At 73.0% G+C, this 14615-nt stretch carries 11 protein-coding genes and 1 pseudogene; 6 read left to right on the top strand and 6 right to left on the bottom strand.

Features of this window, described 5'->3' with window-relative positions; translation table 11 throughout:
- Positions 1-108 precede the first annotated feature (108 nt).
- Both ACN28F_RS01260 and ACN28F_RS01255 read left to right on the top strand, forming a co-directional pair.
- Positions 109-513, top strand: coding sequence for a TraR/DksA family transcriptional regulator (locus ACN28F_RS01260; protein WP_421361203.1), 405 nt, complete (start codon positions 109-111; stop codon positions 511-513).
- Between the two features lie 136 nt (positions 514-649).
- Positions 650-1081 (top strand): DUF2267 domain-containing protein, encoded by a 432-nt coding sequence (locus tag ACN28F_RS01255; protein ID WP_289206311.1) that lies wholly within the window; start codon positions 650-652, stop codon positions 1079-1081.
- A 66-nt stretch (positions 1082-1147) separates the two neighbouring features.
- Here the strand turns inward: ACN28F_RS01255 and ACN28F_RS01250 are convergent, their stop codons facing one another.
- Positions 1148-3613 (bottom strand): glycoside hydrolase family 3 N-terminal domain-containing protein, encoded by a 2466-nt coding sequence (locus ACN28F_RS01250; RefSeq protein WP_421356839.1) that lies wholly within the window; start codon positions 3611-3613, stop codon positions 1148-1150.
- Between the two features lie 396 nt (positions 3614-4009).
- Between ACN28F_RS01250 and ACN28F_RS01245 the strand changes: the two genes are divergently transcribed.
- From ACN28F_RS01245 to ACN28F_RS01235, 3 genes are all read left to right on the top strand, one after another.
- Complete coding sequence (locus ACN28F_RS01245; protein ID WP_289206309.1) at positions 4010-5032, top strand: LacI family DNA-binding transcriptional regulator; 1023 nt, start codon at positions 4010-4012, stop codon at positions 5030-5032.
- 141 nt (positions 5033-5173) lie between these two features.
- On the top strand, positions 5174-5452 hold the full coding sequence (locus ACN28F_RS01240; protein WP_289206308.1) for a BatC protein: 279 nt from the start codon (positions 5174-5176) through the stop codon (positions 5450-5452).
- Positions 5449-6711, top strand: coding sequence for a cupin domain-containing protein (locus ACN28F_RS01235; protein ID WP_289206307.1), 1263 nt, complete (start codon positions 5449-5451; stop codon positions 6709-6711). The genes ACN28F_RS01240 and ACN28F_RS01235 overlap by 4 nt, the downstream gene beginning before the upstream one ends.
- A 23-nt stretch (positions 6712-6734) precedes the next feature.
- On the opposite strand, the gene ACN28F_RS01230 is transcribed toward ACN28F_RS01235, so the two are convergent.
- The 5 genes and pseudogenes from ACN28F_RS01230 to ACN28F_RS01210 form a co-directional block, all read right to left on the bottom strand.
- Positions 6735-7400, bottom strand: coding sequence for a hypothetical protein (locus ACN28F_RS01230; RefSeq protein WP_289206306.1), 666 nt, complete (start codon positions 7398-7400; stop codon positions 6735-6737).
- Positions 7400-10081 carry an FtsK/SpoIIIE domain-containing protein gene (locus ACN28F_RS01225; protein WP_289206305.1) on the bottom strand — a complete coding sequence of 894 codons (2682 nt, stop codon included), beginning with the start codon at positions 10079-10081 and terminating at the stop codon, positions 7400-7402. Before ACN28F_RS01225 ends, ACN28F_RS01230 begins: the two co-directional genes overlap by 1 nt.
- Positions 10074-10973: a hypothetical protein gene (locus tag ACN28F_RS01220; RefSeq protein WP_289206304.1), complete on the bottom strand. Its 900-nt coding sequence runs from the start codon at positions 10971-10973 to the stop codon at positions 10074-10076. The genes ACN28F_RS01225 and ACN28F_RS01220 overlap by 8 nt, the downstream gene beginning before the upstream one ends.
- A gap of 4 nt (positions 10974-10977) precedes the next feature.
- Positions 10978-11238: a hypothetical protein gene (locus ACN28F_RS01215; protein WP_282227441.1), complete on the bottom strand. Its 261-nt coding sequence runs from the start codon at positions 11236-11238 to the stop codon at positions 10978-10980.
- Positions 11239-11491: 253 nt separating this feature from the next.
- Positions 11492-11860: pseudogene (locus ACN28F_RS01210) on the bottom strand (hypothetical protein); the annotation flags it as partial.
- A 164-nt stretch (positions 11861-12024) separates the two neighbouring features.
- Between ACN28F_RS01210 and ACN28F_RS01205 the strand changes: the two are divergent.
- Positions 12025-14568: an ATP-dependent Clp protease ATP-binding subunit gene (locus tag ACN28F_RS01205; protein WP_289206303.1), complete on the top strand. Its 2544-nt coding sequence runs from the start codon at positions 12025-12027 to the stop codon at positions 14566-14568.
- Positions 14569-14615: the final 47 nt, after the last annotated feature.

The following is a 14615-nucleotide window of genomic DNA, read 5'->3' as shown; positions in this document are numbered from 1 at the left end:
GCCGTCGACCACGGGTATGAGCGGGATCTTCGCGGCGATCGGCGACGCGGTCCGGTGGGCCGCCACGGATCGCTGCGGTCGATTCCGAAGGGGGATGGGCGCATGCTGATGCACGACGTGAAACGGCGAGCAGGCCTCGACGGCCCGGCGACGGTCGACCGCGACCAGATCAGGGTCGCGCTGACCAGCCGGTACGACGAGCTCACCGCCGAGTACGAGCAGGCGATGGCGCAGAGTCAGGTACTGCGGTTGATCGAGGGCGGTGACACCGCTGGCGACGACCAGGCCGACAGCGGTACCAAGACCGCGGAACGTGACGCCGCGCAGTCGCTGATCCGTACCATCCTGGACCGCCGTACCCAGTTCGAGCACGCGCTCGCCCGACTCGCCGCCGGCGACTACGGACACTGCGAGGGCTGTGCCGAGCCGATTCCCGTCGAGCGTCTGCAGATCTATCCGTCCGCGACGACCTGCGTCACCTGCAAGCAGTCGCGGGAGCGACGGGCGGCCTGAAGCGGTCCGTACCGACAGCGCGGCCCGTTGGTTTCGGCGGCGGTCACTCCGAGGGAGTGACCGCCGCTCACCCCCTCGTCGGCCACGATGAAGCGGCCCCCCGGTCCGTGACCCGACTGCACGAGGGGGATCAGCCATGGCGACCGCACAGCTCACCGCGATCGACTCGACGGTGGACAAGACGAACCGGATGCTCAACGAGATCGAGCACGAATTCGGATGGCCGGCCGAGCGCCGCCACCAGTCCTACTCCGCGCTCGCCGCGGTGCTGCACGCCCTGCGGGACCGGATTCCGCTGGCCGAGGTGGTCCATCTCGGCGCACAGTTGCCGATGCTGGTGCGGGGGCTCTACTACGAAGGTTGGGATCCGACCTCGGCGCCGGCCAAGCTGGACCGGTCCGAGTTCGTCGGTCGGGTCCGGCGCGACTTCCGGTTCGACGTCGACGGCGGTGCCGAACAGGTCATCCGTACCGTCGCCGACGTCCTCCGCCGGCACGTCAGCGCGGGGCAGTGGCAGGACGTGGCCGCGACCGTCCCGGCGGACCTGCGCAACCTGCTCGATCCGTGAGCTGCTGGTCCGTGCCGGCGCGGGCAGCGGGCTCCCGGCAGCACGTGCGGAGCCTGCCGCCTGTGCTCACCCACCCGGCTCAATTCGCACCGTCGAGGTCAGGCGACGTCGGTGGTCGACCTGTCGACCCGGCCCGGTCAGCCGCAACCGCACCTGTGCCCGCACGTCGCGGCTCGACGTGGCCAGCCACAGCAGCAGGTCACCCGGCTCGACGATGCGTCGTCCGTCCCGGCCGGTGAAGCAGGACAGGTCCATCGAGACGTCGAACTCGACGCGGCGGGACTCGCCCGGTGCCAACTCGACGCGGGCGTATCCGATCAGGCGGGCCACCGGCCGGGTCACCTGGGCCACCGGATCGTGCAGGTACAGCTGGACCACATCGGCGCCGGTGCGGGTGCCGGTGTTGGTCACCCGCACCGTGACCCGCACCGCGCCGTCGGTGCCGATCTCTCCAGCGTCGTCGTCGGGGTCGACTCGGGCGCCGTCGACCAGTGGCGTCGACCATTCGAACGTGGTGTAGGACAGCCCGTGCCCGAACGGGAACAGTGGGCTGGGGTCGACGTTGCTGACCTCGCTGCGGTGTGCCAACGCGGGACTGAGGTAGCTGGCGGGCTGCCCGCCCGGTAGTCGGGGCACCCCGATCGGCAGCCGGCCGGAGGGGCAGACCCGGCCGGTGAGGATTCCGGCGACCGCCGGCCCGCCCTCGGCCCCGGGAAAGAAGGCCTGGAGGACCGCGGCGAGCCGGTCGGCGAACTGGCCGAGGGCGTACGGCCGGCCGGTGAGCAGCACCAGGACCACCGGCGTCCCGGTGGCCACCAACGCCTCGATCAACTCGCCCTGCCGACCGGGCAGTTCCAGGTCGGTGGCGTCGCAACCTTCGCCGGAGGTGCCGTTGCCGAACAGTCCGGCCCGGTCGCCGACCACCGCCACGCAGATGTCGGCACGGGCGGCGGCGTCGGCGGCGACCACGATGCTCGGGGTGTCCTGGGCGTCGACCGGTCCGGTGGCGACGTGTTCGAGCGTCGCGTCGGGAAGTTCGGTGCGCAGCGCGGCAAGCACGGTCGTCATCCGGGGGTCGTCGTCGACGCCGGCCGGGGTCGACCCCACGTGGCTGGGGAAGGTGTAGCAGCCGAGCATCCCGGTCAGCGAGTCGGCCAGTGGGCCGACGACGGCGATCCGACCCCTGGGCGGCAACGGCAGGCAGCCGTCGTTGCTCACCAGCACGACCGATTCCTCGGCCAGGCGACGGGCGAGGTCCCGGTTCGACACCGGGTCCAGGTCGATCGGCCTGCCCTCCGTGACATCGGCGATCGCGGGTGGTACCGGGGACCACTCGGGGTCGAGCAGGCCGAGCTCACATTTCTGCCGCAGCACCCGAGTGACCGCGCGGTCGACGACCGATTCCGGTACGCCGCCCCGGCGCACCGCGTCGACCAGCGGAGTTCCGTAGCAGCGGACCCCCGGCAACTCTACGTCCACCCCGGCACCGAGAGCGAGCGCGGCGGCAGCCGCGGGGCTGTCGGCCACCCCGTGCAGCAGCTCCAGGAACGACACGCCGAAGTAGTCGGCGACGACTGTTCCGGTGAATCCCCACCGGCCGCGCAGCAGATCGGTCAGCAGTCCGCTGTCGGCCGCCGCCGGAACGCCGTCGACCTCGGCGTAGGAGTGCATCACCGAGCGGGCGGCACCGTCGCGTACCGCCATCTCGAACGGTAGTAGCAGCACGTCGGCGAACTCCCGGGGGCCGACCGACACCGGAGCGAAGTTCCGTCCGGCCCGCGACGCCGAGTAGCCGGCGAAGTGCTTGAGGGTGGCGACGACGCCGGCTGACTCCAGACCCCGTACGTACGCGGTCCCGATCGTGCCGACCAGGTAGGGATCCTCGCCGATGGTTTCCTCGGTGCGGCCCCAGCGGGGATCCCGGGCGACGTCGAGCACCGGCGCCAGGCCCTGGTGCACACCGACCTGGCGCATGTCCTGCCCGATCCGGGCAGCCATCTGCGCCACCAGGTCCGGATCGAAGCTGGCACCCCAGGCCAGTGGGGTGGGGTAGACCGTCGCACCCCAGGTCATGAAGCCGGTCAGGCACTCCTCATGGACCAGCGCCGGGATGCCGAAGCGGTTGCCGGCGACGATTCCTGCCTGGACCCGGGCCAGGGCCTGGGCCCCGTCTGCGGGTAGCACCGCAGTGGTGCCGAACGGACGGGTCAACTGCCCCAGTCCGCTGTGCAACAGATCGGCCCAGTCGACGGTGTCGTCGACCAGGTCGTGTTGCAGCGGCGCCATGTCGTCGATCGAGGCGTTGGCGCCGCGCCAGAAGCTGGACAGCTGCGCCACCTTCTCGGTCAGCGACATCCGGCTGAGCAGGTCGAAGACCCGATCCTGCACCGCGAGCGTCGGGTCACGCCACGACACCGACTCCTCGACGGGGTCCGTCGGCCGGCTGCCGCCGGCGGTCGTGGCAGCCGGCGACCGGTCAACCTGCCCGGTGCCGACCACCGTGCCGCCCGGGGTGTCGTCCTTGCTGCTCACCCGCAGTCTCCTGTCCGTCCTCGCCGGGACCTGCCCGGTCCTGTTCCCACTGGTTCGTCGCCGCTACTTTTCCGACATGTTTCCGGAAATTTGCGGCTCCGTCGAGGTCTCGTGGTCGGCAACTTGTTGGCACCGGGGCGGGTATGATCGGCCGCGCCGCATGTCCGCCGGTGGTCGCGGTCGGCGGTACGGGGCCCGGCGGAGCGGGCGAGTTCCGGAAACGCGCTCCGCAACAGCCGGTCGCCCTCCGCCCCGCGTTGCCACGATGCCGTCGCCGCAGGGCTGCTGCCAAGCGCTTTCCCAGTGCGGCAAGATGGGTTGCGGACGCGGTGGGCGGTGCCGGACCGACTGGCGGAACGTTCGGCCGTACGCTGAAGTCTCGACGAAGGAGCTGCTGTGACGGTCGACGAAGGACGCAGGATCACCATCACCGCGATCGCCCAGGAGGCAGGTGTCTCGGTGCCGACCGTGTCACGGGTGCTCAACGGCCGCAACGACGTCGCCCCGCAGACCCGCGAGCGGGTGGAGGAGCTGCTGCGTCGGCACGGATACCGGCGACGGGCCACCCGGTCGCGAGCCGGTGCCAGCCTGATCGACCTCGTCTTCAACGACCTGGACAGCCCCTGGGCGGTGGAGATCATCCGGGGCGTCGAGGACGTCGCTCACGCCGCCGGCGTCGGTACGGTCGTCTCGGCGATCCACCGCCGGTCCACCTCGACCCGGCAGTGGCTGCAGAACCTGCGCACCCGGGCGACCGACGGCGTCATCCTGGTCACCAGCGAGTTGGCCCCACCGCTGCACACCGAGCTGCGCCGACTCAACGTACCGATGGTCCTGGTCGACCCGGCCGGCGTGCCCAGCCTGGACATCCCCACCATCGGTGCGACCAACTGGGCCGGTGGGCTCCGGGCCACCGAACACCTGATCTCGCTCGGGCACCGCCGGATCGGCTTCGTCGCCGGGCCACCCCGCCTGCTGTGCAGCCGGGCCCGCCTGGACGGCTACCGGGCCGCGCTGGAGGCGGCCGACATCCCGCTACGGCCGGAGTACATCATGCCGGGCGACTTCTACCACGAGTCAGGGTTCGAAGGCGCCGCCGCGTTGCTGGAGTTGGACGAGCGGCCGACGGCGATCTTCGCCTCCAGCGACCAGATGGCGCTGGGCGCGTACGAGGCGCTGCGGCTGCGTGGCCTGCGGGTCCCCGACGACGTCAGCGTCGTCGGATTCGACGACCTGCCGGAGGTCCGCTGGTCCTCACCGCCGCTGACCACCGTCCGGCAACCACTGGCCGAGATGGGTCTGCTGGCCGCCCGTACGGTCCTGCGGTTGGCTCAGGGCGAGTCCCTGGACACCCCCAGGGTCGAACTGGCCACCGAGCTTGTCGTGCGGGACAGTTGCGCGCCCTATCCCGGTCAGTGAGTCCGATCGGCGTCGCCGGGGCAGGGGCGCGGCGTCGCCGGGCACGGTGCGGTTAGCCTGCCCCCGGGCCGGGTACCACCCGACGGCACGATCACGACGTCCGCGTACCGGCGGGCGTCGGACACGCCGCAGGGGGCAACCATGAAACTCGACGACGACGACATTCGCAGCAGCGGCCCGTCCGCCGGTCACGGCCCGGCCGACGGTGGGGCCAATCCGGCTGGTCACGACGGCGGTGCCGACGGCGGCGCCGCACCGGCCGCCGGAGAGGGCCTCGCCGACGGCGGTGCCGACCCGGGCGGTCACGACGGGGGTGCCGACGGTGGCGCCGGGCCCCGGGCCAAGGAGGGCCTCGCCGACGGCGGGGCCAATCCGGGTGGTCACGACGGGGGTGCCGACGGCGGCGCCAACCGGCGGTGACCAGCGTCGCCACGCGACCGGCCGGTCAGCCGGGCGGGGTAGCACCCCGCCCGGCGCTGGCGCGCTGCGTCGCCGTCGAACCAGCGAAGTTCGCCGCCACCTACTGGGGCCGGGCTCCGCTGCTCTCCCGCGCCGCCGACCTGGCGAATCCGGTCGGCTTCACCGATCTGTTCGATCGGGACACCGCCGACGAGCTGCTGAGCCGGCGCGGGCTGCGCACACCGTTCATCCGGGTGGCCCGCGACGGTGCCGTGCTCGCCGAATCGACGTACACCGGCAGTGGCGGGGCCGGTGCTGAGATCGGCGACCAGGTCCTCGACGAGCGGGTGCTCGGGCTGTACGCCGACGGCGCCACCATCGTGCTGCAGGGGCTGCACCGGCTCTGGCCGCCGATCATCGACTTCACCACCGAACTGTCCGCCGCGCTGTGCCAGCCGTTGCAGGTCAACGCCTACCTGACCCCGGCCGGCAACCAGGGCTTCGCCACCCACTACGACACCCATGACGTGTTCGTGCTGCAGGTACGGGGACGCAAGCGGTGGCGCGTGCACGCTCCGGTGCTGGCCGACCCGCTGCCCCGGCAGACGTGGTCGGGCCGGGCCGACGAGGTCGCCGCCCGCGCCGACGGACCACCGGCGCTCGATGTCGTGCTGGCCCCCGGCGACGCGCTCTACCTGCCCCGGGGCTGGCTGCACAGCGCCACGGCCCAACACGACAGCTCCCTGCATCTCACCGTCGGAGTCCGGTCCCGGACCCGGTTCTCGTTGGTGGAGGCGTTGCTGGAGTTGGCGGTCGACGAACCGGCGCTGCGGGCGTCGGTGCCGATGGGCGTCGACCTGACCGACCCCTCGGGCGTCGCACCGGAACTGACCGCCACGGTCACCGCGCTGCGGGACTGGCTGACCCAGGTGACCCCCACGCAGCTCGCCGCCGAGCTGCGTCGGCGGGGCCGGCACGTCACCCGACCGGCCCCGCTACGGCCGCTGGAGCAGGCCGACCGGCTCCGTACGCTCGACCTCGACGACGTGATCCGCCTACGGCAGGGTCTGTCCTGGCGGCTGGTCCCGCAACCGCCGGACCGGATCGCGGTCGAGGTGTTCGACCGTACCGTCAGCTTCCCGGCACCGTGCGCGCCCGCGTTGCGGGCCGTGCTGCACGCCCGCCGGATCCGGGTCGGTGACCTGCCCGGCCTGGCCGACGACGACCGGGTGGTGCTGGCGAGACGGTTGCTGCGTGAGGCGATCGCCGTGGTCGATTGATCCCCAGCGAGCGGGTGGCACCGTCAGCGCAGCAGGCCGACCAGGGCCACTGTGGTCACCCCTCCGGCGATCAGCACGGTGGCGACGGCACGCAGGTGCAGCACCGCGTGTCGCCGGTCGGCGAGCGCCTTGGCCGGGGCCAACCCGAACAGCGGTCCCAGCAGGGTCACCACCAGGGCGATCACCGGCATGCCGACCGCCAGGTCGCCGCCGTAGCGCAGGCCCACCCAGCGGGCCAGCGTGGCGAGGCCGAACGCCGCCGCCGCGCCGAGTGCGCCGAACAGCGCCAGCACCGGCTGTGCCGCCGGGGTCAGCGCACCGGGTTCGGCCGAGCGTGCAGCGAGGGCCCGGGCGCGGTCCAGCCAGACCTGTGGACCTTCGGGGCCGCCGGCGGCGTCGGGACCAGCCGCCGGCGCCGGCAGCCCACCGAAGCGGTCGGCGACCGGGCCGAGCTGGTATCCGATCTCGGTCCAGATCTGCGCCGCCTCGCGGTCGACCTCCGCTACGTCGTGGGCGGCGTCGGCGTGCGCCTGCAGCAGGTCGTCGACCTCGGCCTGGGCCGCGCTCACCGCGTCCTGCGCGATGGTGCGGCGCTGCGCGTACCAGTGGTGTGCCTCGTCGCGACGGGCCTGCAACGCCGCCGCCAGCTCGGCCAGCCGGCGCATCGCCGCCGGATAGGAGTCGTCCATCAGGACAACCCGTACGGGATGATCACCTCGGCGGTGCGGTGCACCGTCCGGTCGAAGAACAGCGCCCGCCACGGCCGGGGGTACCAGGTCGGTCCGCCGGCCTTCGGATACAACGGCGGGGCGAGTTCGGCACCGTGCACGTCGAGCGCGACCCACGCGCCGATCTGGTCGGTCCGCGACCCGATCCCACCGAGGTCGTCGCGCATCCGGGCGACTCCGCGCCACCAGCCCAGCACATGGGTGTGCCGCTCCGGGCCCAGGTGCAGCACCCGGCGGAGCCGGTCGAGGCCGGACCGGCCGGCGAACTTGGCGGCCAGTCGCCCGGCCGCGGCGTCCACCGCGTACAGCACCAGGAAGTGCGGCCGGACCGGGGCGTCCACGGCGTCGACCGCCAGCCGGTCGGCGGTGTCGGCGAGCAGCCCACCGACGGTGTCCAGATCGTACAGGCCGGTCCCGGCCGGCAGTGCGGCGTGCAGTTGCCGGGCGGCGGCCACCGCGTCCGGGTCGAGACAGGCGAGGTCGAACCGGGCCGCGCCGGGTGGGTACTGCCGGGCGAGGGAACGGGCGGCGGCGTCGAGCAGCGCACACGCCTCGTCGACCCGGGTGCCCAGCACCGCCAGGTTGCGGCCCGGCGCCCGGGGCAGCCCCAGCCGCGCCGAGCGGGCCAGGACGTCGATCGTCTCGCCGAGCAGCGCGACCGGCTCGTGCGGGCCGGACCCGTCGCCCGACAGCGCCAGGTAGTCCGGGGCCTGGGCCAACCGGGGTACGGCGTCCCCGTCGAACAGCCTCGGCGGCGCCAGCCCGTCCGGCCGTCGCCGCCACAGCCGGTGCTGCAGCTCCTGCCAGGTGTCCCGGTCGCTGGCGGCGGGCACCCGGACCACCTGGTTCGCCTCCAGCGCTCCGGACTCGGCGTTGACCACGGCGTGGTGACGCGGCAACGCCTCGGCGGCGGTGTTCGTCTCCGGCAGGATGCGCCGCGCCTTCGGTAACGCGATCCGCAGCGCGAACTGGGCGATCAGCGCGGTCCGGCCCCACAGCGCCTGGATGCCGGAGACGTCCTGGGAGGCGAGGATCAGGTGGATGCCCTGTGACCGGCCGCGCCGGGCCAGGTCCTCCAGCAGGGTCGCCGCCTCTGTGGCCAGCGCGTCGTTGCCAGCGAGCAGCACCTGGAACTCGTCGATCACCGCGACGATCCGGGGCCACCGGCCCTGCGGGTCCTCGGCCCGCAACTCGGCCAGCTTGGTGACCTCGTGCCGCTTCGCGGCGTCGGCCCGCCGCCGCAGCTGGGCGCCGAGGAAGTGCAGCATCGCCAACCCGAACTCCCGGTCGGTGTTGACGTTGACGCCGACCAGCCGCACATGCGGCAGGAAACTCGGGTCCCGGCGTCCGGGGGCGAACCGTGCGAAGGACACCCCCTCCTTGAAGTCCAGCAGGTAGAACTCCAGCTCCGTCGGGGAGTAGCGGGCGGCGAGCGCACCGATCCACGCGTAGATCAGGTTGGTCTTGCCGGTACCGGACGGCCCACCGATCAGCGCGTGCGGTGGGTAGTCGCTCAAGGTCACCTCCACTGGGCGACCGTGTGTACTCTCGCCGACCGGAGCGGTGATCCCGCTGGTCGCGTCACCGGTCCATTCCTGCTCGGGCAGCAGGTCCGCGAAGGCTGCCGGCTCCGGGCCGGCCATGATCGCGGACGCGACCTCCCGGCAGGTACGGGTGACCAGCTCGGGTGGTGGCGGCGCATCGAGCCGGACCGGCAACTGGGCGTACCCGCTGATCCTCGCGGTCCCGCCGGAGACCGACACGGTGGTCAGCGCTGGTGTGTCGCCCAATGGCACGTCGCGGACCACCAGGTGGACCCCGCAGGCGGCCCCGGCGCGGGCGATCCGGTCCAGCTGGGCCCGTTCGTGCCGGGACAGTTCCTCACCCGCGCTGCCCAGCAGCACGCCGATGCGCCACGGTTCGGGCCGGCGACCGGTGGCCGCCGCCAGTTCGCGCAGTGAACCGAACTCGCCGGCGAGTACGGTCTCGTTGATCCGCCGGACGTGGTCGACCAGTTCGTCCAGGTGTCGGCCGAGTCCGCCCGGCCCGACGAAGCTCAGCAGGCCCGGACCGGCCAGCGGGGCGAAGCCGGCCAGACCGCCGCCGAGGTGCTCCGGGTCGTATCCGGTCAGCCGCACCCCGCCCGGTGCCGCCCGACCCAGCGCCCGCAGCAACAACGTGCTGATCACGGCGTCGCGGCCGGCCAGGTCGTCGCCGTCGACCAGCACGTGGCCATGGTCCAGCAGCGGTACGAGAGCGGGTACCGGCGGCCCGCCGGTCAGCCCGGTCAACCCGATCCGCAGCATCCCGGGTGGTTCGGTGCGCGGTGCCGGTGCCGGTGTCCAACTGGTCCAGTCGCTCGACGCCGCACCCGGTGCGGCCCGGTTGGCGGCGGCCACCGCCACCCGGGCCGCCGCCGTGATCCGGTCGTGGTAACGATCAGTGAGCTCAGCCAGCCGCTGGTCCCGGTGCGCGCCCGCCCGGGCCGGCACCTGCTCGGCGGCTCGCTGGGCGCGTTTGAGCTGGTGTTCGGCTGCCGCGAGATCGGCTTCGACCAGGTCCAGCTGGTCCCGTGCCGCTGCCCGGGCGTGGCTCAGCGCCCGGCGGACCCTGGCGACCAGCTCGGTCCGCGCGTCAGGCATCGCGCCCCCGCAGGGCCTGCGGCTGCTCCGGCCGCAGGGTCTGCGGATCGCGGTCGAGCAACCGCAGCACCACCCCGGTGAGCACCGCTCCGGCCACGGCGGTGTCAGCGGGGTGCGGTGGCGGTGGCGGCTCGTCGTGCCGGTCCGCCGCCACCTGCTGCTCGACCGGCACCCGGCAGATCCGGGCCAGCAGGGTCTGCAGCACCGGCTCGGGCATCCCGGGTAGCAGTTCGCGCACCCTCGCGGCGGTCGCCGAGGTCAGCGCCGGCAGGTCCTCGGGGCGGGGCTCGTGGTCGAGCAGGTCGCCGGCCAGTCGGTGCAGGACCGGCGGGGTGATCGCGGCCAGACCCAACCCGGTGGGCGCGGCGACGCCGGCCAGGTCCCGGTGCAGTGCCGTGCGGTCGGTCCGCGCGACCGCCGTCGCCACCTGGCGCAACAGGTGCGCAGTGTCGGACACGGTGCCGGCCGGCCCGTCCTGGTCGATCTGTCCGCTGTCGGTCAGCTCGGCGACCCGTACGGCCCACCAGTTGCCCAGCCGTGGTGCGTCGGCGTGCCCCGGCTGCCGCTCGCCGTCGGAGCCCGTCGGCTGATCGCGGTCGGTCAGCGCGGCACGCCAGGATCCGTCGGTGCCCGCTGCCTGGCCGATGCCGATCGACGCCAGGTAGTCGGCTATCGACTGCCGGGTCACCTCCACCGCGTACCCGGCCTGTTCGACGTGTTCGACGGCACCGAGCAGCTGCGGTACGGCGAGTGGATCGGCGGACTGCTGGCGTACCCAGATGAGCAGTTCGGTCGCGGCGCGCAGCCGTTCGACCGCCACGGCGATCTGGCCGATCGGCAGGTCGTCGGCGGTGGCCTGGACCCGGGCGGCGAGATTCTCGACGAGCGACATCGGGCTACAGCGTCGCGGAGTACGTCTGGGCCTGTTCGACGGCGGCGAGGGTGGCGGCCAGACACTCCTCGAGCTCGGAGCTGGCCTGGAAGAGCGCGGCCTGGGCGGCACCCACCGCTTCGTGGCCGCTGCCGTCGAACGCCGCCGCCAGGCTCTGCTGGGCCTCGGCGATCTTCTCGCTGGCCGCCTGCACGGCGGCCTGACCCTCCGACACCTGCATGATCGCGGCTTCGATGGCGGACTTGACCTCGGCGACACTCGCCACGGGTGAAACCTCCTCGGCGCTGGAAGGCTCTATTAGAGCTTACCGCCGGCGGGTGATTGCTGCCCGGCTGTCCGATCCTGCAGATGGGCTGAGCCCTCACGTCCCGGCACCGACCGTTGCAGGCGGCGCGACCTGCTGGTCTGGCGCCGCCGGCGCGGCGGCTTCAGTCTGAATACGGGTCGCCGTCCAGCGGGTCGGCCGGGTGCCGTTCGGCCGGTGCCGGTGACTCGATCTGGCGGCGGTCGAGCTGATCCGTCAGCCAACGGGGGCCGCGGACCGTCGCACCAGCGGCACTCACCCGCTGGCGCAGCCGCCGGTCGGCCGTGACCACCGCGACCGACCCGGTCGCGGCGGCACGCTCGGCGACGAGCGCCACGACGAGGTCGTCACCGGAGCCGGCGGTGGCGGCGACCCGTACCGTCGGGATCCCCGCCAGGGGGCGGGCCGCACCCTCGACGACGAGCACCACCTCGGCCACCGGTCCGAGGCCGGGCAGGTCGCGACCGGCGAGTCCGGTCAACTGGTCGCGTAGCCGGGCCGCCGCGCCGAGCCGGTCGCGCCACCAGCCGTCGGGCCGCGACCCGACCACGTTGGCGCCGTCCACGATCAGCACGTGTGCCATCCGGTCAGCCTGCCAGCCACCGTCCGTGCGCCGCCAGCCGTCATCGCCGGCCCGGTGCCGGCCCAGGTCTCGCCGACCGCCGTCGTCGGTGTTTGTACCGGTCCGCCTCGGGTAGCCACTGCCCGGGCCACCGCCGGGGGTGACCCGGGCAGGGGGCGCGAACCATGAGTGACGGACCGTACGGCCCGGGCGGGCTGGGCACCGATCCCTGGGAGGATCTGCTCGCCCGGTTCCTCACCGGGGGTGAGCCGCGGCTGCCGGTACACCGGGTGGACATCACCCGACTGATGAGCGCCGACGCCCGGGATCTGCTGACCTCGGCCGCCCGGCGGGCCGCCCACTCGGGCACCAGCGACCTGGACACCGACCATCTGCTGTGGGCCGCGTTGCAGCGCCAGCCGCTGCGTGACCTGGTCCGCCGGGCCGGCGCGGACCCGGACGGGTTGCTCAGCGAGCTCGGCGGGCCGGCCGCCGGCCGGGGTGAGGTGCCGGCCAACCTGTCGTTGACCCCGGCCGCCAAACGTGCCCTGCTCGACGCCCACCAGCTGTCCCGGGCCACCGGGGCCACCTACATCGGCCCGGAGCACGTGCTGATGGCCCTGGCGGTCAACCCCGAGTCCGCCGCCGGGCGGATGCTCGCCGCCGGTCACGTCGAGCCAGGCTCGCTGCAGAACGCCAGCGCCGAACGCGGCCGTGCCGGTGCCGCGCGGTCGCGGCCCGCCCGGGGCACGCCCACCCTCGACCAGTACGGCCAGGACCTGACCGACCTGGCCGCGCAGGGCGCGATCGACCCGGTGGTCGGCCGCGACGAGGAGATCGAGCAGGCCGTGGAGATCCTGTCCCGTCGGACGAAGAACAACCCGGTGCTGATCGGCGAGGCCGGGGTCGGCAAGACCGCGATCGTCGAAGGCCTTGCCCAGCGGATCACCGACGGTGACGTACCGCAGACCCTGACCGGCAAGCGGGTGGTGCAGCTCGACCTCGCCGGACTGGTCGCCGGCACCCGGTACCGGGGCGACTTCGAGGAACGGTTGAAGAAGGTCATCGACGAGATCCGGACCCACGGCGACGACCTGATCGTCTTCCTCGACGAACTGCACACATTGGTCGGTGCCGGCGGTGGGGGAGCCGAAGGGTCGATGGACGCCAGCAACATGCTCAAGCCGGCGCTGGCCCGTGGACAGCTGCGGGTGGTGGGGGCCACCACCTTGGACGAGTACCGGCGCAACATCGAAAAGGACGCGGCGCTGGCCCGACGGTTCCAACCGGTGCTGGTGCCCGAGCCGACCGTGGCCGACACCGTGGCGATCCTGCACGGGCTGCGGGACCGCTACGAGGCCCACCACCAGGTCCGGTTCGCCGACGACGCGTTGGTGTCGGCGGCCGAACTCGCCGACCGCTACATCAGCGACCGGTTCCTGCCGGACAAGGCGATCGACCTGATCGACCAGGCCGGTGCCCGGGTGCGGTTGCGCACCAGGACTCCGGCCGCCGACGTCCGCGAGCTGGAACGCGAGCTGGAGCAGTTGCATCGGGACAAGGCCCAGGCGGTCGCCGACGAGCAGTACGAACGAGCCTGCGCGCTCCGTGACCAGCTGGCCGAGGCGCAGCGACGGATCGACGCCGCGCGCAGCCCCGACGGGGCGCGGGTGCCGCAGGTCGGCGTCGAGGAGATCGCCGAGGTGGTGTCGCGGGCGACCGGGATTCCGGTCAATCAGCTGACCGAGGAGGAACGGGAGCGGCTGCTGCGGCTGGAGGGGGAGCTGCACCAGCGGGTGGTGGGGCAGGACGACGCCGTCACTGCGGTCGCCGAGGCGGTCCGCCGATCCCGTGCGGGGCTGGGCGACCCGGACCGGCCAGTCGGCAGCTTCCTGTTCCTCGGACCGACCGGAGTCGGCAAGACCGAGCTCGCCAGGGCACTGGCGGCGGCCCTGTTCGGCGACGCCGACCGGATGATCCGCCTGGACATGAGCGAGTTCCAGGAACGGCACACGGTCAGCCGGCTGGTCGGCGCACCGCCGGGTTACGTCGGCTACGACGAGGCCGGCCAGTTGACCGAGGCGGTCCGCCGTCGGCCGTACGCGGTGCTGCTGCTCGACGAGATCGAGAAGGCCCACCCGGACGTGTTCAACATCCTGCTGCAGTTGATCGACGACGGACGGCTGACCGACAGTCAGGGCCGCACGGTGAACTTCCGCAACGTCGTACTGATCATGACGAGCAACCTCGGCTCGGAGCTGATCACCGGCGGCGGCCGCAGCGTCGGGTTCGGCGGCGTCGACGGCGACGGCCCCGACGACGACCTGCGGGCCCGCCTGCTGCGTCGGCTGCAGGAGGACTTCCGCCCGGAGTTCCTCAACCGGATCGACGAGGTCATCATCTTCCGTCAGTTGGCCGCGCCGCAGCTGCGGCAGATCACCGACCTGCTGCTGGACGAGACGCGGCGGCGGCTGCACGCCCAGGACATCGCCGTGGAGGTCACCGACGCCGCCGCCGACTGGATCGCCCAGGCCGGGTACCAGCCGGAGTTCGGAGCACGCCCGATGCGCCGCACGATCCAGCGCGAGGTCGACAACCAACTGTCGAGAATGCTTCTCGACGGTGCACTGGTCGCCGGCCAGCGGGTCACCATCGACGCCGCCGACGACGGACTGCGCTTCGACGTCGGTGACAGCGCGCGGGCCCAGATGCAGCCGGCCCGGCCGTGAACCCGTCGGCGTCGACCGTGGCCGTTGCCCCGACCACCCGAGTAGGC

The organism is Solwaraspora sp. WMMA2101, assembly GCF_049179175.1.
GTDB lineage: Bacteria > Actinomycetota > Actinomycetes > Mycobacteriales > Micromonosporaceae > Micromonospora_E.
Note: the sequence above shows the minus strand (reverse complement) of the source record. Positions and strands in the feature narration are given on the sequence as shown.